At 42.4% G+C, this 26,647-nt stretch carries 17 protein-coding genes; 6 read left to right on the top strand and 11 right to left on the bottom strand.

Translation table 11 applies throughout. The features are described from left to right. Positions 1–22: 22 nt before the first annotated feature. From BY457_RS06080 to BY457_RS06070, 3 genes are all read right to left on the bottom strand, one after another. Positions 23–2,932, bottom strand: coding sequence for a triple tyrosine motif-containing protein (locus BY457_RS06080; protein WP_106152440.1), 2,910 nt, complete (start codon positions 2,930–2,932; stop codon positions 23–25). Positions 2,933–2,948: 16 nt separating this feature from the next. Beyond that, positions 2,949–4,925 carry an OmpA family protein gene (locus BY457_RS06075; protein ID WP_106152439.1) on the bottom strand — a complete coding sequence of 659 codons (1,977 nt, stop codon included), beginning with the start codon at positions 4,923–4,925 and terminating at the stop codon, positions 2,949–2,951. 310 nt (positions 4,926–5,235) lie between these two features. Beyond that, the gene (locus BY457_RS06070; protein WP_106152438.1) at positions 5,236–5,988 is read right to left on the bottom strand and encodes a lysophospholipid acyltransferase family protein; all 753 of its coding nucleotides are present in this window, start codon (positions 5,986–5,988) and stop codon (positions 5,236–5,238) included. 404 nt (positions 5,989–6,392) lie between these two features. Here BY457_RS06070 and rplS point away from each other — a divergent pair, with 404 nt between their 5' ends. Next, positions 6,393–6,740, top strand: coding sequence for a 50S ribosomal protein L19 (gene rplS / locus BY457_RS06065; protein ID WP_106152437.1), 348 nt, complete (start codon positions 6,393–6,395; stop codon positions 6,738–6,740). 233 nt (positions 6,741–6,973) lie between these two features. On the opposite strand, the gene BY457_RS06060 is transcribed toward rplS, so the two are convergent. The 3 genes from BY457_RS06060 to BY457_RS06050 form a co-directional block, all read right to left on the bottom strand. Next, positions 6,974–7,882, bottom strand: coding sequence for an SMP-30/gluconolactonase/LRE family protein (locus tag BY457_RS06060; protein WP_106152436.1), 909 nt, complete (start codon positions 7,880–7,882; stop codon positions 6,974–6,976). A 53-nt stretch (positions 7,883–7,935) separates the two neighbouring features. Next, positions 7,936–8,544, bottom strand: coding sequence for an IMPACT family protein (locus BY457_RS06055; RefSeq protein ID WP_106152435.1), 609 nt, complete (start codon positions 8,542–8,544; stop codon positions 7,936–7,938). 364 nt (positions 8,545–8,908) lie between these two features. Then, the gene (locus BY457_RS06050) at positions 8,909–9,523 is read right to left on the bottom strand and encodes an NAD(P)H-dependent oxidoreductase (RefSeq protein ID WP_106152476.1); all 615 of its coding nucleotides are present in this window, start codon (positions 9,521–9,523) and stop codon (positions 8,909–8,911) included. A 318-nt stretch (positions 9,524–9,841) separates the two neighbouring features. On the opposite strand from BY457_RS06050, the gene BY457_RS06045 reads away from it, so the two are divergent. Both BY457_RS06045 and BY457_RS06040 read left to right on the top strand, forming a co-directional pair. Beyond that, a complete protein-coding gene (locus BY457_RS06045; RefSeq protein WP_106152434.1) occupies positions 9,842–12,781 on the top strand; it encodes a DEAD/DEAH box helicase in 2,940 nt (979 codons plus the stop codon). 316 nt (positions 12,782–13,097) lie between these two features. Beyond that, positions 13,098–13,808, top strand: coding sequence for a head GIN domain-containing protein (locus tag BY457_RS06040; RefSeq protein ID WP_106152433.1), 711 nt, complete (start codon positions 13,098–13,100; stop codon positions 13,806–13,808). Positions 13,809–13,899: 91 nt separating this feature from the next. On the opposite strand, the gene BY457_RS06035 is transcribed toward BY457_RS06040, so the two are convergent. Further along, the gene (locus BY457_RS06035) at positions 13,900–14,775 is read right to left on the bottom strand and encodes a bifunctional 5,10-methylenetetrahydrofolate dehydrogenase/5,10-methenyltetrahydrofolate cyclohydrolase (protein ID WP_106152475.1); all 876 of its coding nucleotides are present in this window, start codon (positions 14,773–14,775) and stop codon (positions 13,900–13,902) included. A gap of 66 nt (positions 14,776–14,841) precedes the next feature. Next, positions 14,842–16,173 (bottom strand): signal recognition particle protein, encoded by a 1,332-nt coding sequence (gene ffh / locus BY457_RS06030; RefSeq protein ID WP_106152432.1) that lies wholly within the window; start codon positions 16,171–16,173, stop codon positions 14,842–14,844. Positions 16,174–16,457: 284 nt separating this feature from the next. Here ffh and BY457_RS06025 point away from each other — a divergent pair, with 284 nt between their 5' ends. Beyond that, on the top strand, positions 16,458–17,129 hold the full coding sequence (locus BY457_RS06025; RefSeq protein WP_106152431.1) for a transposase: 672 nt from the start codon (positions 16,458–16,460) through the stop codon (positions 17,127–17,129). A 251-nt stretch (positions 17,130–17,380) separates the two neighbouring features. Here the strand turns inward: BY457_RS06025 and BY457_RS06020 are convergent, their stop codons facing one another. Further along, positions 17,381–18,358: a Gfo/Idh/MocA family protein gene (locus tag BY457_RS06020; protein WP_106152430.1), complete on the bottom strand. Its 978-nt coding sequence runs from the start codon at positions 18,356–18,358 to the stop codon at positions 17,381–17,383. Between the two features lie 207 nt (positions 18,359–18,565). On the opposite strand from BY457_RS06020, the gene BY457_RS06015 reads away from it, so the two are divergent. Continuing rightward, entirely contained in the window at positions 18,566–19,561 is a 996-nt protein-coding gene (locus BY457_RS06015; protein ID WP_106152429.1) for a metallophosphoesterase, read from the top strand. 106 nt (positions 19,562–19,667) lie between these two features. On the opposite strand, the gene BY457_RS06010 is transcribed toward BY457_RS06015, so the two are convergent. Further along, positions 19,668–22,046, bottom strand: a complete 2,379-nt coding sequence (locus tag BY457_RS06010) for a type IA DNA topoisomerase (RefSeq protein ID WP_106152428.1) — start codon at positions 22,044–22,046, stop codon at positions 19,668–19,670. 989 nt (positions 22,047–23,035) lie between these two features. Between BY457_RS06010 and BY457_RS06005 the strand changes: the two genes are divergently transcribed. Then, positions 23,036–24,565, top strand: coding sequence for a SulP family inorganic anion transporter (locus tag BY457_RS06005; protein WP_106152427.1), 1,530 nt, complete (start codon positions 23,036–23,038; stop codon positions 24,563–24,565). Positions 24,566–24,663: 98 nt separating this feature from the next. Here BY457_RS06005 and BY457_RS06000 read toward each other — a convergent pair whose 3' ends face one another. Then, complete coding sequence (locus tag BY457_RS06000) at positions 24,664–26,280, bottom strand: ABC-F family ATP-binding cassette domain-containing protein (RefSeq protein WP_106152426.1); 1,617 nt, start codon at positions 26,278–26,280, stop codon at positions 24,664–24,666. Between the last annotated feature and the right edge of the window lie 367 nt (positions 26,281–26,647).

Raw genomic sequence — 26,647 nt, 5'->3', positions numbered from 1 at the left:
GTTGATCGATATTAAAATCAGCTTATATCTTCAAAATATAATCCACCAGATTATCCCCTTGTTCAAGACCCAGTTTTTTTCTGAGTTTGTATCGGTTATTTTCCACAGCACGGGAAGTAATGTTCATCAACGAAGCAATCTCTTTGGAGGTCATATTCATCCGCAAATAGGCAGCAAGACGCATCTCCCTGGCTGACAAGTCATCATGCAGGGAATTTAACCTGTTGAGAAAATCTTCATGAACCTGCTCCAGATGCTTTTCAAAAATCTCCCAGTGTGCATCATTATCAATATCCTTATCGATTTGACGAATTACCGAATTGATTTTTTTATCTAAAATACTTTGACTGTCAGTCTTTCTGGCATTCTGCAGTTCATCCTTTATTTTTATCAGAAAGTCATTTTTGTGCAGGATGTGCATGGTGGAGCTCGCAAGCTCTTTCTCCTTGTGTTTCATGTCATTACGCAACTTTTCATTGCGCAAACGTATCATTTCTTTTTCCTTCTCCAGCGCTTCGCGACGGAGTTCCGCCTCTTTTTCTTTATATTTTTCCTGTTGGCGAATCTTCTCCCGCTCCTTACTCTTCTCCGCAATTCGTCCTGTACTCCAGAAAATCAGAAACGCCAGAATAATTGCCAAAACAACATAAATAATCTTGGCGATGGTGTTTCGATACCAGGGCGGTTGAATGGAGAAATGAAACACAGCTTCTTTGCTTTGAACGCCATGTACATTACGAGCCCTTACCTTAAAGGTATAATCCCCTTCGGGAAGACGGGTAAACTGTCTGTTGCGCATTGTTCCCCATGGACTCCACCCCGTCTCAAACCCTTCCAAAATGGTGGAATACTCCACGTCGCCACTTCCAAACCAGGTGGCAGAGAAAAAAACTTCGAAAGCATTGTTTTGATATGGAAAAAAAGGAATTTTCTTCTGTTTGGGAGACAAACTGTTTGAATAAAAGAGCTGGTCCGGATTGGTCAGACTTTTAAAGCCCCGGATATGCACCTCAAACGGCTGGTAATAATTGACATCATTATTGGCTGAATATTGTCCAAAACCATCCTCGATTCCAAAAAAAGCAACCTCTTCATTGAGTACATACACAGATTCAAAACCATTGACAAATTTATGGTTTAAGGGAACCATCGGATTGTCAATTTTCCGGTAAGTTCCATCCTCCTGATAACGAAGCACTCCAACCCCGCTATTCACAAAAAACCAGATATTTCCATATCTATCCTGTTGCAAACGAACAGGATAATTCCTTCCATAAAAGAACTTTTCCAGTTCATCTCTGACAAAAGTGTCCTTATTATCCGGATCCATCGTATAAAGTCCATGCGAAGAAGCCATAACAATTCTTCCATCAATCACAGACATACTAAACCCCTCATAATCATCGATCCCGGTAAAATCAGAAATCGTTTTAACCTCAGTCACCCGGGTGTAAGAGTCATTAAATTGCAACCGATAAAACCCCTTGAGCCCGTGCACCACCCAAAGATTTCCGGCATCATCCCACTCCATGAATCTGGAGGACTCCGGGAAGCCATCAATACGCTGATCAAACTCCCATTTTCCGCCATCTTCCCGTTTCAATAGAAGGATACCACCATAATAGCCAACCATCAAAAGGTCCTTCCGTCCGGGTATTTTCCTGAAGATCCATGCTCCGTTTACAGAGCCCGGGGTGATAAGTCCGGCACTCTCCCCCTCCACTCTGAAGATTCCAAGATTATGTCCCACCAGAACTTCTCCGGTTTCCTCATCCGTATAAACGGACCAAACCTGACCGTTTGTTCCTTTTACCCTGTGAAAATCATCACGAGACTTTACCGGGCTTGAAAACTGATTCTCCTTAATGGTATATAATGCCTGATTGGTACCCAGAAAAAAACGATTCCCTTTTTTATCCATACAATATCCGGTACCAAGATCAAAATATCCTTCAATAAAACTGACTGCTGAGTTGTAATTAATACGGGCAATTCCATTGTCCAATGCTGCCCAAATATTTTTCTGACGATCCACAAAAAGGTCCAGGACAGTATTATTATTCAACCCCTTATCCTTACCGGCAATCATCTTAACATCGCCCTGATTATCAGTAATAACAACACCGGCCTGAATGGTTCCAAAAGCGAGATCATCACCAACTTTACCGGCACAAAATATATTGCTTTGTTTCAAAATATCATCAGCAGGAACGTTCCATTTTCCGATACCATTTACATCCCACAGATAAAGTCCGTCATCCATGGTTCCAATGACCGCCTCATCTCTGGAAAGGGCCATGATTCCCCCAATAATCTTCCCTGCAAAAATCTCACCTCCGGGAACCTTGTACAATGCCCCGTTTCTCAATTCCATCAATCCCTCTTTATCATCATGCAACAAAATGGCATCATTAACCAAAAAGGCTTCGGATATGCGGGACTCCGCCATTACCACCTCCACCGATTCGCCCGGGGTATATAAACAGAGTGCATTGTGAGACTGAAATATAATCTGATTATTCAGGTGAAAAATATTCCAAAAATCTCCGAGTTTATCTACATTATACGCATCGGTAAGAGAAGAATATTGGAACCCACCCACCGAGTCATTACTGTAATACCCAAATTCATCGGTAGCCCCCAAAAATATTTTATCCTCCAACACAAAGACAGAGCGAACAGGATTGTTGTTTAGATTTTCATGTCTCTCGAGCAACCTCCATTGCGATCCGTCATACTCTATAATCCCGTCATTGTTGGCAAAATAGAGTAAGCCATTATCCGCCTGAGAAATTTTCCAGCTCTGGGTGGCTCCTCCATATTGTCGCCGATTAAAATATTCTATTTCAGAAATCCCGTACTCAACAGGATTGGCAGCCAGCAGTGAAGAAATGGAAATCAGCAGAAAAAAAAGAGAAATTCGATTTTTCATAAAGCAATGGCTAAAATTAAAGAATCCGCATTTCAGTTCTTCTGTTTTGGGCTCTTCCTTCTTCGGTTTCGTTGGTATCTATTGGTCTGGAAAATCCGTATCCCTTATACTCCATACGAGCCTCATCAACTCCATTTGCAGCCAGATAATTAAAGACCGACCGGGCCCTGTTTTCAGACAGATCAAGATTGTACTCTTCGCTTCCCACATTATCGGTATGTCCTTCAAGCATAATGCGGATATTGGGGTTTTCTTTCATAAATTCGACCACCTCCTGAAGCTCAACCTTAGATCTGGGATCCAATTGATAAGAATCCGTCTCAAAAAAGACATTCTCCAACCGAACAGTTGCTCCTGCCTCAATGGGCTTCAGGCCAATATCCAGATAATAGGGTCTGTCCACCGGATGATTTCCGGAAAGGTTGAAATTTCCCGAATAAAACAAATAACCCGGATGATCAGCTTTAAACGCATATTCACCTCCTGATGGCAGGGATACCAGAAATTCTCCGGTAAAACTACTTCCTTTGGAGGTAATAATGGTCTCTCCGTTCTCAAGGCTCTTTAAATCAAAATCGGCTGCAAGAACTTCTCCCGTTTCCGCATCAAACACTTTTCCTTTCACGTAAAGTGCCGGTTCGGGACGGAAATCATCAGGCAAAGTAAAACTGTAGATATCTTTTGCGCCCCTTGTGTCCTGCTGACCATCAGTCGAAAAATAAGCCTTGTTGCCTTTAGCTGTAACAACAAGACCTATTTCATCCTTTTCCGTATTAATCGGGTATCCAAGGTTGATCGGTTCTGTCCAGTTACCGAAACTATCCTTCCTGCTCATAAACAAGTCCATACCCCCCATTCCCATATGTCCATTGGATGAAAAATACAAGGTTTTTCCGTCATGGTGCAGAAAAGGTGAGTTCTCATCGCCAGACGTATTAACCTGCTCGCCGAGATTCTCCAAATCTCCGAAAAAAGGTACCCCGTCATCAGTGATTCCTGCAAGTGTTGCTTTCCAGATGTCTTTACCACCTTCTCCACCCCCCCTGCTGCTAATAAAGAAAAGGGTACGCCCATCGGCCGAAAATTGCGGTTGACTTTCCCATAAAGGAGTATTTACAGGAGCACCAACATTAACCGGGGCCGTCCATCCGTAGTTTGTTTTGGCAGAAAAATAGATGTCACAGCTTCCCTTGGAGTCACTTCGCCCACATCCGGTGAAGAACATCCAGTTTCCATCCGCAGAAAGAGTCTGAGCTCCCTCATTGCTGTCAGTATTCAGTTGCCCCATCAGCAAGTGTCTATCTTGCCATTGGCCTGCGGAATCGGCATGCGACATATAAAAATCCTCCTGAAAGAATACAGAGTTACGAGGCAATTCATCCCCCTTCTCCTTAAAAAGTAGAGGATCACGTGGACGGAGAACGGTGATGACCATGGTCTGTTCATCCGCGGTAATGCTGGGCCAGTACTCATGTAGTTCACTGTTCACACCCTCACCGGCACTTACAAGTTCAATATCATAAGGATTTTCAACCGTTTCTTTTACAAAAGTGACCCTTTCAATCATCTTCCGGGCCCTTTTTAAGGCATTTTCATTATCACTCAACTTCAGGTACTTCCCAAAATTTTGTAAAGCAATATCATAATTGCCTGCATTATATGCCGCCATTCCCGCATTGTAATAAGTAGGAATAAAAAATGTTGAATCGGTATTCAAGGCACGGGTCAATATTTTCAACTCTTTATTCCAGTCTTCCTGAGAATGATACAAATCCCCCAACAAAAGCATCGCCTCTATAAATCCGGGTTCCCGATCCAAGGCCTTAAACAACATCTCCTCAGCTTCTTCAATATTTCCGGAAGCATAAGCGTTGCGCCCCTCCTCATAGAATTTAATCGTTCGCTTATTGTCAATACTGTAAAGACTCTGTGCCGAAGTAATATTTGCCATCATTATCAGTATAAGGCCATATAAAAACAGAGATTTTTTCATTCGTTTAAAATTTTGTAATTGTCTGATAAAAAACTAATTAAAAATTTGAGAACGAATGGAACCGCTTCGCTCTCGCATAATATTTTTTAAACATATTCTATTGTGATATTTATGCTTAAAAAATATCATCCTTGTTTCATCAGTATAAAATTTATTAATTAAGGTCGGATGGAACTTGCATGCAAGAATTTATACATGTTCTTTTGAGGCAATCATTGCCATGCTCGTTTCATTCGTTTAATTATTATCTAAATTATTGGTCTGATGGAACTCGGCCCCTGAATTCGGGACTTTTTTCATCCATCCAATTTTATCTTGTATAACCAACTTTATTACCACTTTCAATAATATCTCTTGTGATATTCATCAGATCCAAAGGCCTGCCCACATAATCGCATGTTTTGACAGGTGGGTGAAAAACAAGGGCTGCCCTACCCGGAACAATATTAAGAAAACCTCGTCGCTTAATTTGCCAGGAATTCACAATGGTAACCGGAAGCACTGGAAGCTCCAGTTCCAGAGCCAGCTTGAAGGCCCCACGTTTAAAAGGGCGCATCTGTCCACTTTTACTTCTGGTTCCTTCGGGAAATATCAATACGGAAGAACCACCGGTAAGTTTTCTTTTCGCCTCCTCCAGAGATAAAATCGCAGCTCTTGGGGAGGAGCGGTCAATAAATATATGACCGACTTTCTCGCTGGCATATCCGATAAACGGGATTCTGCGTAGTTCCTTTTTCATCATCCATTTAAAATCAATTCCCAGATGAGCATAAAGCAAAAAGATATCAAAGCCTGTCTGATGATTTGCCACAATCACATAAGATTGATTGGGAACTACATTACTGCGCCCGTGGACTTTGGTGATTACAGGCGTAAGCCAACAAGTGATTTTAGCCCACATCATCCCCCAAAAACTACCGGCACGCGGAGACACAACTATTGAAAATAACGCTGCAAAAGTTGCATTTATTACAGAGTTAACAATCATCAGTGGCAAATAGACAGGCCACTTGTATAACTGGTAAGCCCAAAGCCAGAATGTAAACGGTTTTTTATTTGACATTTCACTATAGAATCAGAACAATCAATGTTTCACAAAAATAACATAATTGGCCGCATTTTGGGCAAATTCAATATTTAAAACCATTGGTGCCCGGTTTTATTATTGAGTTTGTTTCACTACGTTCGTAATGAAAGGCCTTCGCAGTTTATTGAGACCAAAACGAAGCAATCTTCTTTCAAAACAATAGTTTTTCCGGACACTGGTGAGTTAAAACAGAATAGCTTGATAATCATTATTAAGAGGACAGCAATGATCAATACCAAACTCTTTAAAAATAAGAACAACAAAAAATTCCATAATTAAAACAAAAACACTACTTTTGCAGCCATTCGTGTAATCTCTTACTGAACATAGAGGAGTCAGGTAATATTGCACGGTAAGTTAAATCTTCAAAAGACAATACAATGGATTTGATGAAAGTTGCTGAAGAGGCATTCAAAACAGAAACTGAATTGCCCGAATTCAGTGCAGGAGACACCGTCTCGGTTCACTACAAGATCAAAGAAGGAAACAAAGAACGTGTTCAGGTTTTCCGCGGAACAGTGATCCAGATTAAAGGACACGGCGTAAACAAGCGTTTTACCGTTCGTAAAATCTCCAACAACGTGGGTATTGAGCGTATTTTCCCGATGAACTCACCGTTTATCGACAAAATTGACGTGAATAGAAAAGGTAAAGTTCGTCGTAAGAGAATTTACTACTTGCGTGAGCTTACCGGTAAGAAAGCCCGTATCAAAGAGAAAAGAGTTTAATTCCGGTTACAGGAATTCAAAAATTAAAAACGCTGTCTGGTTTTCAGACAGCGTTTTTTTTAGTATCTGTCCATAAAGTACCACTTGCTGCATTACGCTTGCTGCCAAAATACTCATTTACATGAGTAAACTGCGCTTTTGACAGCTTCGCAAGCCTTGCAATTAACACTTTCTGAACAGACACATAACAAGAAACAAATTTTGTTTGGTTTATAGACGAACACCAGAGTCTGTCATAAATTTCTACTAAGGATATTAAATGCCCGTCCCGGGATCTCCGTCCGAAAAGCTTCAATAGCACCCCGGTCTGCCACGGTAACGTAAACAGTACATCCGTCTTCTCCACCAAATGCCACATTGGTTGGCTTGTCCCCTTTCAAAACAACCTCTTTAAGCAAAGTACCATCCGGGGATAAAATGGCCACCGTTCCTTTTCCAAATCTCGTTACATACAAATTACCCTGCTGATCGCACCGCATGCCGTCCATTCCATAATCCTCAAATGAAGCAAACAAACGTTTATTGGTCAAGGTACCATCGTCAAGGATTTCATATCTCCAGATATTTCTTTGAGCGGATTCATTCACATACAAGTGCTTGTCATCAGGGGAAACCTCGATTCCATTGGTTGTCCCCATCTCCGGTTCAAGCAAAAAGAATTTCCCTTCCCGGTTTACCATCCACAATTGTCCTGAATCCTTTTCCCAGTCAGGGTCACTGGCATAAATTATCCCATCGGCAGTAACAGCCAGATCGTTGGGTTGATTCATTCCATCATTCTGTGCAAACACTTTTACCTCCCTACGCGAAACAGAAACCTCAAGAATGTTATGCCCGGTATAATCTGCCACCAATAGCCGGTCATGGTCCGAAAGCCGAATGCCATTTCCTATACTTCCCTGTGGCAATCGCACCAACAAACCGTGCGTTCCATCCGGTTCGACATACCCTATGGTTCCATTTTCTTTATAGTTGACTGCATAAAGAACCCCATCCGGTCCCACAGCAGGTCCTTCTGCCCAGGACAAGAAGACGGAATCACCTGTCACATCATAGCTTTCATAGAGATTCTCCTGACCGGTTGCTGCACTCAGCACTCCAATAAATAAACATACAATCAATAAAAAGGAGGTTGGCTTCATAATTTTATTTTTAAACAATTAGATTGAAAAGAGTTACAAAAGTTACCAGACAATTAATCTTCAGTCTTCAACAAGTCAATTCCATAAGTTTGTTGAAACCGATCAACCAAGGCTTCATATTTAGATTCTCTTACTGAAAGCGTCAATCTGCAATCTGCCTCAAAAATTTGCTCTTCCACCTTCAGCCTTTCCTCATCCACCACTCGCATAACCGGATTCATCAGATCATAAGCAAACCGAATGGTAAATGATTTATCGATGGTAAACTCAACTTTCCCGGCTTTCTCAAGTGCATCAGCAGTGGCCGATTTATATGCCTGAATGAGTCCCCCCGTCCCCAGCTTAACGCCACCAAAATAGCGAACTACCACCACCAGAATATTGGTGAGTTCATGAGAATGTATCTGTCCCAGTATAGGTTTGCCGGCAGTTCCCGAGGGCTCCCCGTCATCGTTCATTCTGAAATTCATCCCATCCACCCCTAACTCCCATGCATAACAATGATGCCGCGCATCGTGATACCTCTTTTTCAGATCCTCTATATGTCTGGTTATTTCTTCTTCATTCTGCACAGGCCAGGCATAAGCCAGAAATTTGCTTCCCTTCTCTTTGTAAAGCCCTTCGATCGGGTGTTTTATGGTTTGGTAACTGTCTTTTTGCATCTTTGTGTTGATAAAAATTCGGGTTATTAAAGCCACACGGAGTCGAATCCCATACTCAAAGTATCTCTTGCAATTTGCTCTAATCTAAATCAAAGTTTAACAGCCTCTCTTACAAAGCACTAATTGTATAAATTAGATTTTCATTTATCAGGCAAAAATTCCTTGAAAAGTAGTAACACATTTGTAAATGCTGATTGCTATTCTTCTGCCCCTTAAACTTGTAACTTTTTGGTTCCTTTTATCTAATTTGGCATTTCAAAAATAAACAAAAGACAGCATCATTGGCAAAATAAGCTCAATAAAAAACCCCGGCCGGAGTTTTCACTCTCAACCGGGGCAAACTGATTATTCAAAAAATCCCGAGTTATTTTGTTACAATATCCGCCACCTCTTCATCAAGCATTACGGTTTTGTAAAAACCAAGAGCTTCTTCAATGTATTTATTTTTCATTTCGGGCGATGAGTCAGAAATCCTGGGGTAAAACATGTGGCCAGCGACTTCTACACCCACAAAACCAAAGACTTCCTGTCCGTGTATTTGACGAAAGGCCTTCAGAATTCCTTTATTTTCGTACTCCTCTACAGAGTTCCCCATGGAAGTATGCAAAAATGCCTTCTTCCCTGTTAAAAGCCCCCGGGCACCATCCTGATCTACTTTAAAAGCAAACCCATGGGTAAGCACGCGGTCGAAGTAACCCTTAAGAATTGCCGGAAAACTTCCCCACCACAATGGGTAAACCAGTGATATGATATCAGACTCGGCCATAATCCTCTGTTCTTCTGCAATATCTGAAGGAGTCTCTCCATTTTTTATTTTAGCCAGATCTTCAGAGCTCAAAACGGGATTAAAGTCCAGATCATATAAATTTCTTACCACAACTTTAACATCGTTGTGTTCACTATCTCTTTTTAATGCATCCACCAGGGCATTACTGAAACTGCCCTCATTGGGATGTGCACTGATTATTAAATGTTGCATACGCATATCTTTCTTTTTCTATCTAACTTAACACGGTACAAAAGTAATTGTTTCTTTTTAATTAGAATAATTCTAAATAATATTTTAGTTTATTTTGTTTTTTTCATCATTTCCGCTTTACCTGCTTCAAATCTCAAAAACATTAGTGTACGGAAAACTTTTTGTGAGAAAAGAGATTGCTTTATTACGTACGCAACTTAACAGAAACGGAAGTATTGGCACCCAATAATCTGTGATAAATTCAGATTATGCCTCAAACATCCCATATCTTTTGCTATTTTTGTTGGTTTTGAAAACCTGAGAAGCACTTTTTAGATAATGGATTCATTCATTGTAGTCTTTACAAACCGACTAAATATAGGATTGGCTGCCACAGCCTATCATGCAAAATTTCATGAAAACAGTCCCATTGAATTGCTTGAACATGTGACTCCTGAACATATTCAGAAAAACGGTTCCGCATACAATGATGATGAAAAAGAAATTGTAGCACTGCTGAATACCATCTCCGACAAGGAGCTTTTCAAAAAGTTCAGCCGTGAGGACAGTCTTCGGAATTTTAAAAACAACATTCCACCGAAGCTTTTAAGCGAACGCATCCGTCCTCATATTGAAGAGAAAATGTACCAGTTGGTGCTCATGCTCTCCCAATCAAAAACCGAGGCCTACTTTAAGCAATCGGGGTACAGCAACCTCTACTCCACCGACAAGCTTAAAATTCCCTCCACCCCTTGTAAACCAGTTTTCCGGGTAGATATTGAAGGGGATGAAATGCATTATGGCTTACGGTTTAAACAGGGGGGAGAAAACTTTACTTTTCACAACAAAGAGGTGGAAATCATCTGCAACGACCCGGCAGTCCTGAAAAGCGGCCAACGCATCTTCTTTTTCTCAAACTTTGACAGTGGTAAACTTAAACCATTCAGGGAAAAAGAGTACATTCACCTAAAAGGAGCGCGCGTTATTGACACGTACATGGAGAAATTCATAAGTAACGTGGTAGAGCTTTTCGATGTACAAGGTTCAGGGTTTGATATCCAAAACATAGAAGATCGCCCCTCAACCGAGCTCCACCTGGAAAAAAACCTGGCTCTGCAATCTGTACTAAGGTTCAGATTCACCTATGGACACCGAACAGTCAGCCCAAATCGTAAAACCAGTGTTTTCGTGGATTTGCTGAAAGAAAACGGGCGATACATCTTCAGACGTTTTCCCCGCGACTTTGAAACAGAACAAAATGTATTTGCCCTCCTGGAGAAAAACGGACTCATTGTTTCCGAAGATTTTTCGTTTATGCACCCGGCGGATAAGCAAAACAATACGCCCGCAGGACCTGAAAACCTGATTGAGTGGGTCAGGGACCACAAAGAGTTATTAGATCAGAATAATATTAAACCAGTTCTCCAATTTGACGAAAAGGCGTTTAACATTGCACCTGCAAAACTGACTTTTGAATCAGGAACTGAAGATCCGGATTGGTTTGATCTTAAAAGTGTTGTGGAAATTCCTCCCTTTAGGATTCCTTTTGTAAAGTTCCGCAAAAATATTCTTAACAATGATCAACACTTCAAACTTCCGGATGGAACCATTTTCATAATCCCACGGGAATGGTTCACAAGATATACCGATTTATTCAATTTTGGGCAGACCGACAAGGAGAACCTCAAGCTTCCAAAAACGTACTATCACCTTCTTGAAGAGCTGAAGAATGAAAAAATTGCAGGAATTGCGACCCCCGAACTGCCACAGATTTCGGAATATGAAACCATGCCGCTGCCGGACGGACTAAAAGCTCAACTCCGACCCTACCAGATTGAAGGTTTTCAGTGGATGGAGTTTCTGAAAAAGAACAACTTCGGGGGCATTTTGGCTGATGATATGGGACTAGGTAAAACCTTACAAACCATCACACTCCTACTCAACACTTATCAATCCAATAAAAACCAATCCATTCCAGATCCGGCTGGACAAATGTCCCTATTCGACTCACACATCGATGGTTTTAACCAATCAGGACTTCCACCATCGCTCATTGTTATGCCCACTTCTCTGGTGCACAACTGGGACAATGAAATTAAAAAATTTGCCCCATCGCTGAAGACATACATTTACACAGGTAGCAATCGTGCCAGATCGAAAGAGCTGTGGAAAATCCTGCGTCATTACCATGTGGTCATCACCACCTATGGAATTCTGCGCAACGATGTGGAATATTTTACACAGATGCCCTGGAAATACCTGATACTTGACGAAAGCCAAAATATAAAAAACCCCTCATCTAAAGGCTATGAGGCTGTTAGTCAAATAAAGGCAAGCCATTACCTGGCTCTGACCGGTACCCCTATCGAAAATAGTCTGACCGATCTATGGGCTCAGATGAATATTGTAAATCACGGGATTCTTAAATCGCTTGGTTTTTTCAAGAAATATTACGAAACCCCTATTACTAAAAACGGAGATGAAGAAAAAGAGGCCCATCTTCAAAAAATCATCAATCCATACCTGCTCAGACGAACCAAAGAAATGGTCGCCAAGGACCTGCCGCCTATCATGGAACAGGTAGTTTATTGCGACATGTCATCGGAACAAAAGAAGATATACGACCGTGAAAAAAGTGGAATTCGCAACAATCTGTTGCAATCATTCGACAGCATGCGACAAAACGAACAGGCGATCATGGCCCTTCAGGCCCTTACGCGTCTCCGCCAGCTGGCCAACCATCCGGCAATGACAGATCCTGATTATCAAGGCAGTTCGGGTAAATTTGATCAGATCATAGAATCGCTGGAAAACATCATCTCAGAACACCACCACGTGTTGATTTTCAGCTCTTTTGTAAAAGATCTGGAGCTACTGGAAGCCGAATTAAAAAATCGAAAAATTGAATACGCCAAATTAACAGGCTCCACCCAGAAAAGAGACAAGGTCATCGACCGGTTCAATAAGGACGATAATGTAAAAGTATTCCTGATTTCACTGAAAGCAGGAGGAGTAGGCCTCAATCTCACCAAAGCCGACTATGTATTCATGCTGAATCCATGGTGGAATCCTGCTGCGGAGGCACAAGCCATCAATCGTGCTCACCGAATAGGACAAACACGAAACGTTTTTGTGTATCGCTTCATTTCGACCGAAACCATAGAAGAAAAAATCGCTCTTTTGCAGGAAAAGAAAAACAAACTGGCAGCAGCATTCGTTAATACAACGAACCCGCTGAGTCAGATGAGTGCTGATGAAATAAAAGAGTTGTTTAATTAGATTCTGTCCATAAAGTACCACTTGCGTCCCCGAAGGATCGGGGCAGGCTGCTACGCTTGCCGCCAAAATACTCATTTACGATTAGTAAACTCCGCTTTTGACGGCTTCGCAAGCCTGGAAATTGGCACTTGCTGACCAGAAACAGGACAAAAAACAAATTTTGCTAGTTTATGGACAGACTATAGTTAGAATCTGTCTATAAAGCACCAATTAATATTAATTCGGCACTGTTTTTGTTTTTATGGATTTACTGAGAAATATACCATGGGAATATTTTAATTTTAATATCAACACTCAAACATAAATATTTTTGAACATGAAGCCATTATTAATTATTCTAATGATTATCGTTACTTCTTTTGGCGCTTTTGCACAGGAAGAAGAAACCAGAACTGTGGATGAAGCACAAATCGAGAAAGAGACCCGTGCCATCAGGAATTTTAGCAAACTTAAAGTGAGTAAAGGCATTAATGTGACACTGATAAAAGGCGATGAACCATCGGCCGAAATTAATATTGTAAACGCTCCCTTGTCAGATGTTATCATCGAAAACGACCAAAATGAACTTACCATTAAAATGAGAACCCGCATCTACCAGGATGTATCGGTACAAGTTTATCTGACCTATCAGGATATCCGTGAAATCACCCTGGGATCAGGTTCTTCGGTTGACAATCAGGAAGTACTGCAGGGGAAAGTTCTTATTCTTAATGCAGGACTGGATAGCGTGATTGACCTGAATCTGGACGTCACCTCAGTAGAGGCTGATGTTTCGGCAGCACGAATAACCCTGGAAGGATATGCCAAAAGCCTGGAAGCAAAAGCCACCACAGGAGGAAAACTTCAGGGACAAAATTTTGAAGTAGATAAAGCCTATGTCACCGCCAACACCGGAGGTATTGTTACCGTTAAAGCCACAAAACTTCTTGATGCCAAGGCAGGAACAGGAGGCACAATTGAATACCTTGGAGAACCAGAGAAAATGAACACGAAAGAGACCTTTGGCGGAAAGGTCGTAAAGATATAATTGCTATAATTAACGAAATGTAAAAAACCGGATGTCCTTCTACAGAACATCCGGTTTTTGTCAAATATAAAGGAGGATTCTTAATTCAAAGTTACATTCTGCTTTTTGCAGCCTTCAGGGTATTAATCAGTAAAGAAGCCCGTGTCATCGGGCCTACGCCTCCGGGAACAGGAGTGATATAAGCGGCCTTGGGAGCAACTTCATCAAACACCACATCTCCCGTAAGTTTAAAGCCGGATTTGGTTTTATCGGAAGGCAGACGAGTGGTACCAACATCAATCACTACTGCGCCCTCTTTCACCATTTCAGCGGTCACAAAATGAGGACTTCCCAAAGCGGCAATCAGAATATCTGCCTGCAGACAAATCTCTTTCAGATTCCTGGTGCGACTGTGACATACAGTAACCGTAGCATTGCCGGGATTACTCTTCAGTGAAAGCAATATACTCATAGGACGACCTACAATATTGCTACGCCCCAAAACAACCACATGCTTTCCTGAAGTTTCGATATTGTATCGCTTAATAAGTTCCATAATTCCCTGGGGAGTAGCGGATACAAAAGCCGGCAGCCCCATAGTCATTTGTCCTACATTCTGTGGATGAAAGCCATCCACATCTTTAGCAGGATCAATAGCCAGCGTTACCTTTTCTTCAGAAATATGTTTTGGCAATGGCAACTGGACAATAAAGCCATCCACATCAGGATCATTATTCAGCTTATCCACACACTTCAACAATTCCTCTTCGGTCACATCATCTTCATAACGAATCAGTGACGATTTAAAACCGACCTCTTCGCAGTCCTTAATTTTATAGGCCACATAGCTTTCGCTGCCTCCATCGTGTCCAACCAAAACGGCTACCAGGTGAGGCTCCCGAAGGCCTCCTTTTTTCATCAGTTGTACCTCATCAGCAATCTCATCTTTGATGCTGCGGGCTGTTGCTTTTCCGTCGAGTAATTGCATAGCTTTGGATTGATTTAAAACAAAAAAGAGAAGTCGCAACAAGCACGGCTTCTCTTTTTCAATATTTTATTTTCCCATGGGGAGGTTACTCATCATCCGGGAAAGGTTTTTCCCCTGTGTCATCATGCGCATCGCTTTGCGTGTATCTTCAAACTGCTTCATCAGCCGGTTGACTTCCTGAATGGATGTTCCGCTACCGGTAGCAATCCTTTTACGACGACTTCCGTTAATCAGTGTGGGCTGCTGACGCTCTTCAGGCGTCATCGATGAAATGATGGCTTCCACACCTTTGAAGGCATCATCGTCAATATCCACATTCTTCAGCATCTTTCCCATTCCGGGAATCATGGCAGCCAGATCCTTCAGATTACCCATCTTCTTGATCTGCTTAATCTGACTCAGAAAATCGTCGAAATTGAATTGATTTTTAGCAATTTTTTTCTGCAGTTTCTGAGCCTCTTCGGCATCATACTGTTCCTGAGCTTTTTCAACCAACGAAACAATATCACCCATACCCAGAATCCGGTCGGCCATACGTGAGGGGTGGAACACATCCAGTGCATCCATCTTCTCACCCATACCAACAAACTTAATGGGCTTATCGACTACACTCCGGATAGAAATGGCAGCACCACCACGGGTATCACCATCGAGCTTGGTCAGCACCACCCCGTCAAAGTCCAGACGATCGTTAAATTCTTTAGCGGTATTTACGGCATCCTGACCGGTCATGGAGTCCACAACGAATAACGTCTCGTGTGGATTCACAGCTTTTTTGATGGCAGAGATTTCGTTCATCATCTCCTCATCAATAGCCAGACGACCGGCGGTATCGATGATGACTACATCGTGGCCTTTAGACTTGGCCTCTTTGATACCATCTTTGGCCAGTTTCACCGGATCGGTATTTCCCTCTTCGGTATAAACCGGAACTCCAATCTGTTCTCCCAGCACCTGAAGCTGGTTGATCGCAGCAGGACGGTAAACGTCACCGGCCACCAACAAAGGCTGCTTGCCTCGCTTGGTTTTGATGAGATTGGCCAGTTTTCCGGTAAAAGTTGTCTTTCCCGATCCCTGCAAACCGGAAATCAGAATAACGGCAGGATTTCCTTTAAGTTCGATATCGGTGGAGCTTCCGCCCATCAAATCTGCCAGCTCATCATGAACAATCTTTACCATCATCTGCTGTGGCTTCACAGCATTCAGCACATTTTGTCCCATGGCTTTGTCCTTAACCGTTTCGGTAAAAGACTTAGCAGTTTTGAAGTTGACGTCGGCATCCAGCAACGCACGACGAATATCTTTAAGGGTCTCGGCCACATTAATTTCCGTGATCGTACCCTGACCTTTCAATATCTTAAACGACCGTTCCAGTCTATCCGATAGATTCTCAAACATCCTTCTTCAGGTTTTAATTTTGCTGCAAAAATAGAAAAATATATGGGATTATGGAATAATAAAATCTAAAGAAAGGCAGAAATGGCGGATTGGAATCCGCCAACCCTTAAACGGGAGATTGGAGTACGCCAAACCTTAAATGGCGGATTGGAATCCGCCAAACCTAAAGAGTCCGCTGAACCTGAAACCGCGGATTGGAATTCGCCGCACCTGAATCCTACACGCAAGAGTTGACTTCTTTTGTTAAAATCACTATTTTCATATACGAAAAATCCTTTCCCATCATGAAAAAAGAACAATACCGCCATCGACTTCCTCATTTTCATACTCCCGGACAAGATTTTTTCATAACGTGGAGTTTAAAAAATGCCATTCCTGCTCATGCATTCGAAAAATATTCTTTACAACTTGAATCAGCAAAAACAAAGATTGAACAGGCTCGTAAAAAAGAGGGCGAAGTATCTAAAATAGATTACCTGAAGAAACAATACAACCAAATACGCAGAAAAAAACTGAAAACCTTTCATGAATTTTTGGATGCACAAAGAAAATCTGAAGTGGATTTATCCAAGAAAGTTTATACAGACCTAATCAAAGAATCTCTATTCTATTGGGAGAAAAATAAAATCTCAAATTTTGCCTTTTCAATTATGCCAAATCACATACATTGGGTTATTGGGGTTAACACAACTGACATGACTAATCAAACGGTATATCTTCAGGACGTATTAAGTTCTGTAAAGAAATACACCGCATCCAGAATCAACCTCCGCGAAAACAGGAATGGACGATTGTGGCAAAAAGAAAGTTTTGATACCACTATCCGAGATCAAAATCATCTAAAAAATGCAATTGTTTACACGCTGAATAACCCCGTAAAAGCTGGCCTTTGTAAACATTGGGCAAATTGGCCTGGCGACTGGTGTCATAAAGATTATATTGATTGGACGGAATAAGTTCCCGATACAGTAACAGGTTTGGCGGACTCCTGTCCGCCTTCTCGTTAAAGTCACGCTCCTGTTGGCGGTGTGCTGTTCGCCATGCAGAAATGGCGGATTGGAATCCGCCAAACCTGAAACGGGAGATTGGAGTACGCCAAACCTTAAATGGCGGATTGGAATCCGCCAAACCTAAAGATTCCGCTGAACCTGAAACGGCGGATCGGCGCTCAGCCTTGCTTCTTTGCTTTCCAAAGAATCCACCACTCCTAATACACAATTTTCTCCATCACAAGATTGGTGCGTGCGGCCGTGATACCGGTACTAACGCATTCTGTATCTCCACGAATAGCATCTACCACATTCTGAATCAAATTGTATTGGATATTCTCGGGATTAATGTATGGAAATTCAAGAAAATCCCGTTCTTTAAAGAGCAAAACCGGTTCATGCCCAAAAGTTGAGAACTCAATGCGCCCTTTGGTTCCGATAATTTCGATGACATCGCGCTTAGATGAATGATCACTCACAAAACTCCAGGTTCCTGAACCAAGCACTCCGTTTTCGAACTCCATTTGAGCCACCACAGTATCTTCAGCTTTATACAGATGACCGAAATTCCGTGCTAATCCGGAGACATTTTTCACCGGACCAAACAAAAAATCAAGAAAATCAAGTTGATGAGAAGCCAGATCGTAGAAAATACCTCCTCCGGCAACATCGGGTTGCACCCTCCAGATGGGGCTATCCTTATCGCTTTCGGCAGGAGAAGCCGGCCGTACCAACATAATATTTACCAGCAAGGGGCGGCCAATGGTACCATCTTCAACTAATGTCTTCACTTTTCGAAACCCCGGAAGCGTACGACGATAATAAGCCACAAACAAAGGAACTCCCGTCTCTTTACTTACGGCATTCATCTCCCGGCATTGCTCATAAGTGGCTGCCATGGGTTTTTCCACATACACCGGTTTGCCGGCTTTCATCGCCTTAATGGCATACATGGCATGACTGGAAGGCGGAGTAGCTATATAGATGGCATTAACATCTTTATCATTAATCAAATCATCCGCATTGCTATACCACTTAGGCACATTATGGCGATGTGCATAGTCTTTAGCTAACTCTGCATCACGGCGCATCACTGCTACCAGATTTGATCCCTCCACTTTATTAAATGCAGGACCACTTTTATATTCGGTTACATTACCACACCCGATGATTCCCCAGTTTATTTTTTTCTTCATATTTCAGACCAGACTAACACAACTGTAACACATTTTATTTTTCTATTGTTTTAAAGAGATGAAGACCGGGCTTTGTTCAAAACAAAGAAGAAGAAATATCCGGGAAAGGCGACAACTCATGAATCAAAGATCGACTAAATCAATAAAGCAGAATAAACTTATTCATCTAATATTTTCCAAAACAACAGAACATTTTATATTTGCTCTATGATAACAAAGTTGATCTCAAAGACAATCGATGGCACCAAAGTCTCCGGTGAAGAATTACCTAAACCGGAAGGTTTTGACATAATAGGTGATGTCCACGGGTATGCAGAGGAATTAACAGCTCTGCTGAAGCAACTGGACTACAAAGAAATAAACGGAGTTTATATCCACGACAAACGCAAAGCTGTTTTTGTGGGTGATTTCACCTGCCGCGGACCAGAAACCCGACGCACCATCTCCATCATCAGAAAAATGGTAGAAAACCAAACCGGATATGCAGTAATCGGGAACCATGAACTCAATGTCATAGGTCACTTTACAAAGAATGATGAGGGTAAAACTTTTAAACCGGCTACCGGTTCCAACAAAAAAATAATGGACCGCATTAAGCAGGAATATCTCTATGAGAAAGAATTATTAAAAGATGATCTGAAATGGATACGACGCCTGCCTTTTTTTCTTGATTTCGGAACATTTAAAGTAACTCATGCCTACTGGTCCGACCATAACAAGAGCATAATTAACGAAAAACTCCAAAACAAGAAACTCACCAAAAAACTTTTACAAAAGATATTTGACCATGACTCCCCGTTTGCCGAAGCAGTGAGGCAAACCACCCGGGGTATTGAGATCAACCTGCCACACGACCTCATAATAAAAGACGATCGAAATATAAGGCGCACCAATTTCCGTATTCGCTGGTGGCAGGATCCGACGGGCAAAACATTTAAGGAAATCAGCTACGGCAACAAGTTTACGCTGCCCACCTATACCGTACCTCCGGAAATACTTTTTCCGTTTAAGGTTTATACCGAAAAAGAGGTACCTGTTTTTGTGGGACATTATTGTATGCCCTCCGATCGAATGCTTCCATCACCCAATGTCTGTTGCGTGGACAATTGTGTAGCCAATGGCGGACTATTGGCAGCATACAGATGGAAAAACGGGGAGCAGCTGAAAATTACAAATTTTGTTTTTCAGGAAAAGAAAGGATAAATTTTATTAATCAGGTTCGGCGGAATCTTTGGCAAACAAAGCAGCAAAACTGAGCGCCGATCCGCAGTTAAAGAAAAAACGGCGGATTGAAATCCGCCAAACCTGGTCATTCCAAAACCAGTTGATAACTATCATTCCAGGTAATACGCCCTTTTTTCTCTGTCCCATCGGGAGTTTTAAATCCTTTCAGCACATTTGTTTTGCCATTCAATACAAGGTCACCAGCCTGCTTATCGGTCAATTTCTTATCCATAAAAACAAACGGAATAAGCACCCGGCATCCCTCATGGTAACGGTTACAGCCCCAGGCATTTTTTCCTTTTATTATTATCCCGTGACCACATTTGGGGCATTTCCATACCGGTGTTTCATCTTTCTCCAGACGGAGTTGGTAGTTATCATCCAGTAATAATTTCCCATCCACCTTTTCCCCCTCCACTTCGAACCCTTTTATCAAGGGAGTTTTTCCCTTGATCAGCAAAGCCTCCACCTGTTTATCTGTCAGCACCTTGTTAAGATACTCAAATGGAATAATTGTTTTACACCCCTCCCGGTATCTGGTACATCCCCATGCATTCTTCCCCTTTACCATTTTTCCTTCACCGCACCGGGGACAAGACAACTTACTATCATCAGCAGCTTCACTTTTGGATTCCTGTTTTTGAGCCTGTTCTTTGGCAGCAGCTGCCTTTTTCTGCTCCTCAGTCACTTCAATTTTTCGTGCCGAACGATCGTTCTTCACCACCTGCACCACGCCGGCAACCATCTCTTTCATCTCCTCCATAAAAGCTTTTACATCATAGTTACCACGCTCTATGTCACGGAGTTTTTTCTCCCATAAACCGGTTAATTCCACAGACTTAAGCATATCATTTTTCACACTGTCGATAAGTTGAATACCGGTAACTGTAGGGGACAGACTCTTACGATTTTTGGTAATATATCGTCTTTTAAAAAGAGTTTCAATGATGGCTGCCCGGGTAGATGGCCGTCCAATGCCGTTTTCCTTCATCAGGTCACGTAACTCTTCATCATCCACCTGCTTACCGGCTGTTTCCATAGCCCTAAGCAAAGTGGCCTCCGTATAAGGCTTAGGAGGCTGCGTTTCCTTTTCCTGAAGATCCGGTGTGTGCGGCCCCATCTCCCCTTTCTCAAAATCCGGAAGCACATTGTCGTCGCCCGGTTTCTTACCTGCCGAATCCTTTTTATACACCTCGCGCCATCCGGGATCCACAATCTGCTTACCGGATGTTTTAAACTTCACCTTCTCCACTTTACCCTCCACCGTAGTGGTAGAGATGGTGGCATCGGGCCAGAAAGCAGCAATAAAGCGACGAGCGACGGTATCAAAAACCATTTTTTCGTTGCGACTGAGGTTCTGGGGAATCTGACCGGTGGGAATGATGGCATGGTGATCAGTGACCTTACTGTTGTCGAACACCTTTTTGGACTTCCTGATTTTTTTATCAAGAAGCGGGGCGGTCAATGATTCGTATGGTTTCAACCCCTTGAGTGTTGATGCAACTTTAGGATAAATATCATCACTCAGGTAAGTGGTATCCACACGCGGATAGGTGGTGGCTTTCTTTTCGTAAAGAGCCTGAATCAATTTAAGGGTTTCATCAGCCGAAAAACCAAACCGCTTGTTACATTCAACCTGCAAAGCAGTCAGGTCAAACAAACGCGGAGGCGCTTCTTTTCCCTTTTTCCGATTAAAATCGGTTATTTCAAACTCTTTATCCTTAATAATCTCCATGGCTTCCAACGCTTCCTCTTTTTTAAAGAATTTTCCGCTGGTAGCTGAGAAAACCACCTCTTTATAGGTCGTTTTAAGTTCCCAATATGTTTGTGGTACAAAATTCTCAATCTCCTTGTGACGATCAACAATCAACGCCAGCGTAGGGGTTTGAACACGTCCGATAGAGAGCACCTGTCCCTGCTGACCATATTTAAGGGTATAGAGCCGAGTTGCATTAATTCCAAGCAGCCAGTCGCCAATGGCCCGCATGCTACCGGCGGCATAAAGTCTGTCAAACTCTTTCGCATCACGTAGTTTGGCAAAACCATCCTTCAGGGCATCCTCAGTCAGAGAAGATACCCACAAGCGTTTTACCGGACATTTACAAGCTGCTTTCTGCAATACCCATCGTTGAATCACCTCTCCCTCCTGGCCGGCATCACCGCAGTTTATTACCTCATCGGCTTTCTCCACCAACTGACTGATGGTGCGAAACTGCTTCACCACTCCCTGATTGCTCAGTAGCTTAATCCCAAATTTGGAAGGAACCATGGGCAGGGAATGCATCCGCCAGCGTTTCCAATCGGGCGTGTAATCATGCGGTTCTTTAAGTGTACACAGATGCCCGAAAGTCCAGGTTACCTGAAAATTATTTCCTTCATAATAGCCGTCGCGTTGGTTTTTGGCTCCCAACACACGTGCAATTTCTCTGGCAACACTGGGTTTCTCGGCAATACAGACCTTCATAAAGCGGATGATTGTGGTGATGTAGCGCGAAGATAATAAAAATTGAGGGAAGCAGAAGCAGGGACAGCCTCTGCCTATTGCATGGAAGTGCCAACAAAAACATGTAACCTTCTCACCTTGTCAACCGGAATCAAATAACAAAGGAAAAGCTCAAATCTTAATTTGCTCTCTAACCTAGTTTATTCATAAATTATCTGTTACGATGTTCAACTGCCTGCTAAATTCAGGCGTCCTCGATAAAAGTGACTTGAAAATAATTTACTATTTCCTTCATCAATTTTATCTGCGGTTGCCCTAATTTATTGGCATTTCAACATCTCACAACGAAAACTTACGAATAAACCAGGCTAAATTAATTGCATCGCGATTTTTTATTTAATCAAGGAATTACACTTTACGTACCCTATACTAAGACCTATAAGATGTAAACAGGGTGAAATCCTAAAGAGGGACTTATAACAATTTCCCTGAAGGGTTGCCCCCCTCTATTGCTTAAAGACCTTCGGCCCTTAAAAGTAAAAAGTCTCGTTTCCGAGAGAACTCCTTTAATCACACTAAAAGACATTTCTTAACACATCTAACACTCCTGATAATTGAGTAAATTGGCAGGTTTCGACACAATTAAGAGGATTTACTCCGATTTAGAAGCAAAAAATTGGTAAGAAATAAGCTTCCAGGAAATAATTATTAACCAACTTTAATAAAAGACAAGAGGTTCAACACCCTGTCAATCTTGGTGTCTGGTTAAATTAGAACTATTTTTGCAGGCTCAAAAAAAGAACATTTTTATCTAACCTGGATTACTCATAAATTAACTATTGCGATGGACAACCACCTTCAAAATTCTGGCGTCCTCGATAAAATTGATTTGAAAATAGTTCACTATTTCCTTTATCAATTTTATCTGCGGTTGCCTGAATTTATTGGTATTGGAACATCTCATAACGAAAACTCATGAATAAACCAGGCTAATCATCGACACCTTTCGAATGAAGCAACTTTTCGATTTTTTCAATTTCCAGCAGAAAATTAATTACAAAACTGAGATTCTATCCGGAATAACGGTAGCCCTGGCATTGGTACCCGAAGCCGTTGCCTTTGCGCTTATTGCAGGATTATCACCATTGACAGGCCTTTATGCTGCCTTTGTGATGGGATTGGTAACCTCCATTTTTGGTGGTCGTCCCGGAATGATATCCGGAGCCACCGGAGCCGTAGCCGTTGTAATTGTTGCCCTGGCCCAGAGTCACGGAGTAGAATATGTTTTCGCAACGGTGGTTCTCGCCGGTCTTTTGCAAATGGCAGCAGGCTTTCTAAAACTGGGAAAGCTCATCCGTCTGGTTCCCCACCCTGTTATATTTGGGTTTGTCAACGGGCTGGCCATCATTATTTTCATGTCTCAGCTGGTGCAATTTAAAGATCCTGCAGGAGACTGGTTAACCGGCGAGCCTTTATACATACTACTTGGGCTGGTTCTGCTTACCATGCTGATCATCTGGGGACTTCCAAAAATAACGAAAGCGGTACCCGCCTCTTTGGTGGCGATTCTCGCAGTTTTTGGAGTAGTTGCATTCCTCGACATCGATACAAAAACGGTGGGAGATCTGGCGTCCATAAAAGGCGGATTTCCTCCTTTTCATATTCCTGACATCCCGTTTAGTCTCGAAACCCTGGAGATCATATTTCCTTATGCCACCATTGTGGCCGGTGTTGGCCTGATTGAGAGTCTGCTGACCCTCGATATTGTAGATGAAATCACCGAAACACGTGGAAGTGGCAACAAAGAAGCCGTAGCTCAGGGAGCGGCAAACATGCTTTCAGGAGTTTTTTCCGGTATGGGTGGATGTGCCATGATTGGCCAGAGTCTGATCAACACCTCCAACGGAGCAAGAGCCCGCCTGTCAGGCATTGTAGCTGCGGTAATGTTGCTGGTATTTGTGATGTTCGGATCGGGTTTGATTGAGAAAGTTCCCATGGCAGCACTAACCGGACTGATGATTATGGTATCCATCGGAACCTTTGAATGGGCAAGTCTTCGAACGTTCGGAAAAATGCCCAAATCAGACCTCTTTGTTATGGTGACGGTAACCCTTGTCACCGTATTTTTGCACAATCTGGCGCTGGCTGTAATCATCGGAGTCATCATCTCTGCCCTTGTATTTGCATGGGACAACGCCAAGCGAATCAGGGCCCGTAAACGTTTCGATGAAAAAGGCATCAAACATTACGAGATATATGGACCACTGTTCTTTGGCTCCGTGACTGCATTTAATGACAAATTTGATGTTCAAAATGACCCGGACGAAGTAATCATCGACTTCGCAGAGAGCCGCGTTGTTGATATGTCAGCCATTGAAGCACTCAACAAAATTACAGAACGATACCTCAAGGTAGGTAAGAAAGTCCACCTGAAACACCTAAGCCCCGACTGCCGCAAACTGCTGCAAAATGCCGAGGCCATTATTGATGTAAATGTCATGGAAGACCCAACCTATAAGGTGATGGTGAATAAAGTATAGAAAGAATGGATTAAATTCTCTACGAAACAAAAGGGGCTGTCCAAATAGTATTGGACAGCCCCTTTTGTCAGCATGGTGCGATTTGAAAATCGCACCTCCTAGCGATACATCTCTTCACGCAGGGCAGCAATATTTTCGTCGGTGACATAATCATCGTAATCCATCATTTTGTCGATGGTTCCGTTTGGCGTAATTTCAATAATCCGGTTACATACTGAATGAATGAATTCGTGGTCATGCGAACTCATCAGAATATTTCCTTTAAAATTGATGAGGGTATTGTTAAATGCCTGAATGGTTTCCAAATCCAGATGGTTGGTGGGATTGTCGAGCATCATCACATTGGCGTTGCGCAACATCATCCGGGAGATCATACAACGCATCTTCTCCCCTCCCGACAATACATTTACCTTTTTATGAATGTCTTCACCGGAGAAAAGCATCTTCCCCAGGTAACCTCTCAGAAAATCTTCTTTGGTATCATCCGAATACAACGCCAACCAATCCACCAGAGAATAATCCCCCTGAAAAAACTCGCTGTTCTCCATGGGCAGGTAGGCCGTTGTAATGGTCACGCCCCATTTAAAAGAGCCTGCATCAGGCTTCATTCGCTCATTCAAAATCTCAAACAGAGCAGTAGTAACCTGTGAACTACGCGACAGAAAAACAATCTTATCATCTTTCTCCACCGTAAAATTCAAATCGTTGAGCAAAGGAGTCCCGTCTTCCGCTTTTTTGCTAAGTCCTGATACTGTAAGAATACTGTTACCGGTTTCCCGCTCGGGAGTAAAGATAATCCCAGGATAGCGGCGTGTGGAAGGCTGGATCTCATCCACATTGAGTTTCTCGAGCATTTTGCGCCGGCTGGTTGCCTGTTTCGACTTTGCCACATTGGCACTGAATCGCTGAATAAACTCCTGAAGCTCTTTTTTCTTCTCTTCAGCCTTTTTATTTTGAGTGGCTTGTTGACGCAAGGCCAACTGACTGCTTTGATACCAGAAAGTGTAGTTACCGGCAAAGAGCTGCACTTTTCCGTAATCAATATCCACAATATGGGTACATACCGAGTCCAAAAAGTGACGGTCGTGCGATACAACCAACAGGGTATTATCAAAATTGGCCAGGTAATTCTCGAGCCAGCGCACCGTTTCCAGGTCAAGATCGTTGGTGGGCTCATCGAGCAACAGGTTGTCGGGCTTGCCAAACAATGCCTGTGCCAGCAACACTTTCACTTTCTCCTTACCACTCAGTTCGTTCATTTTCTTATAGTGGAGATCCTCTTGAACCCCCAGTCCGCTCAGCAGCATTGCTGCATCACTTTCAGCATTCCAGCCATCCATTTCGGCAAATTGAGCCTCCAACTCCGAAGCCCGCATCCCATCTTCCTCAGAAAAATCAGGTTTGGCATAAATGGCATCTTTCTCTTTGCTGATCTCCCACAACTTTTCATGCCCCATCAGCACCGTTTCCAACACCTGATTTTCATCAAATGCATGGTGATCCTGACGCAATACGGACAAACGTTCTCCCGGTCCAAGTTCAACATGACCGCGAGTTGAATCTATTTCACCACTGATAAGACGCATCAGGGTAGATTTTCCGGCTCCGTTGGCACCGATTACACCATAGCAGTTGCCCGGCGTAAACTTCACATTAACGTCCTGAAAAAGAAACTTTTTGCCAAACTGAATGGCGAGATTGGAAACTGTAATCATTGAAAAAAATTATTAGATAAAAACTAAGCCAAATAAGGCTTAAAAGGTTTTATCGCTTATTTATACATTCTGAAAAAAATCGGAACATAGATACCAATGCCCCAAAATGGTAATTACACACTTTATCTCCTCAAACAAAGGTTTCGATATTTTTTCCGGCTGGTTGATTGCAGCATATTTAAAAAAGAAAAAAGTAATCGGTCCCCCTGATTTCGGGGTGCAAAGGTAAGCATAAAAAGCCGTTAGGGAGTTTAACCTTTGTTAAATAAACAATAGATCTTTAGAACTATAGAAGTAAGAGACTGGCATTAAAACCATCCCACCTCTAAGCAATTCATTACCAACCTATCTGGCAATCATCTAACAA

The organism is Marinilabilia salmonicolor (genome assembly GCF_003003035.1).
GTDB lineage: Bacteria > Bacteroidota > Bacteroidia > Bacteroidales > Marinilabiliaceae > Marinilabilia > Marinilabilia salmonicolor_A.
The sequence above is the reverse complement of the archived record's forward strand: the minus strand, read 5'-3'. Positions and strand labels throughout refer to the sequence as shown.

What these genes read in the sequence shown, in the direction of transcription:
- BY457_RS06055 (WP_106152435.1), bottom strand. Translation starts at nt 8,544, where the DNA reads ATGCAAAAAGACAGTTACCAAACCATAAAACACCCGATCGAAGGGCTT.
- BY457_RS06000 (WP_106152426.1), bottom strand. Translation starts at nt 26,280, where the DNA reads ATGATTACAGTTTCCAATCTCGCCATTCAGTTTGGCAAAAAGTTTCTT.
- BY457_RS06005 (WP_106152427.1), top strand. Translation starts at nt 23,036, where the DNA reads ATGAAGCAACTTTTCGATTTTTTCAATTTCCAGCAGAAAATTAATTAC.
- BY457_RS06045 (WP_106152434.1), top strand. Translation starts at nt 9,842, where the DNA reads ATGGATTCATTCATTGTAGTCTTTACAAACCGACTAAATATAGGATTG.
- BY457_RS06070 (WP_106152438.1), bottom strand. Translation starts at nt 5,988, where the DNA reads ATGTCAAATAAAAAACCGTTTACATTCTGGCTTTGGGCTTACCAGTTA.
- BY457_RS06060 (WP_106152436.1), bottom strand. Translation starts at nt 7,882, where the DNA reads ATGAAGCCAACCTCCTTTTTATTGATTGTATGTTTATTTATTGGAGTG.
- BY457_RS06025 (WP_106152431.1), top strand. Translation starts at nt 16,458, where the DNA reads ATGAAAAAAGAACAATACCGCCATCGACTTCCTCATTTTCATACTCCC.
- BY457_RS06040 (WP_106152433.1), top strand. Translation starts at nt 13,098, where the DNA reads ATGAAGCCATTATTAATTATTCTAATGATTATCGTTACTTCTTTTGGC.
- BY457_RS06035 (WP_106152475.1), bottom strand. Translation starts at nt 14,775, where the DNA reads ATGCAATTACTCGACGGAAAAGCAACAGCCCGCAGCATCAAAGATGAG.
- rplS (WP_106152437.1), top strand. Translation starts at nt 6,393, where the DNA reads ATGGATTTGATGAAAGTTGCTGAAGAGGCATTCAAAACAGAAACTGAA.
- BY457_RS06020 (WP_106152430.1), bottom strand. Translation starts at nt 18,358, where the DNA reads ATGAAGAAAAAAATAAACTGGGGAATCATCGGGTGTGGTAATGTAACC.
- ffh (WP_106152432.1), bottom strand. Translation starts at nt 16,173, where the DNA reads ATGTTTGAGAATCTATCGGATAGACTGGAACGGTCGTTTAAGATATTG.
- BY457_RS06075 (WP_106152439.1), bottom strand. Translation starts at nt 4,925, where the DNA reads ATGAAAAAATCTCTGTTTTTATATGGCCTTATACTGATAATGATGGCA.
- BY457_RS06080 (WP_106152440.1), bottom strand. Translation starts at nt 2,932, where the DNA reads ATGAAAAATCGAATTTCTCTTTTTTTTCTGCTGATTTCCATTTCTTCA.
- BY457_RS06050 (WP_106152476.1), bottom strand. Translation starts at nt 9,523, where the DNA reads ATGCAACATTTAATAATCAGTGCACATCCCAATGAGGGCAGTTTCAGT.
- BY457_RS06015 (WP_106152429.1), top strand. Translation starts at nt 18,566, where the DNA reads ATGATAACAAAGTTGATCTCAAAGACAATCGATGGCACCAAAGTCTCC.
- BY457_RS06010 (WP_106152428.1), bottom strand. Translation starts at nt 22,046, where the DNA reads ATGAAGGTCTGTATTGCCGAGAAACCCAGTGTTGCCAGAGAAATTGCA.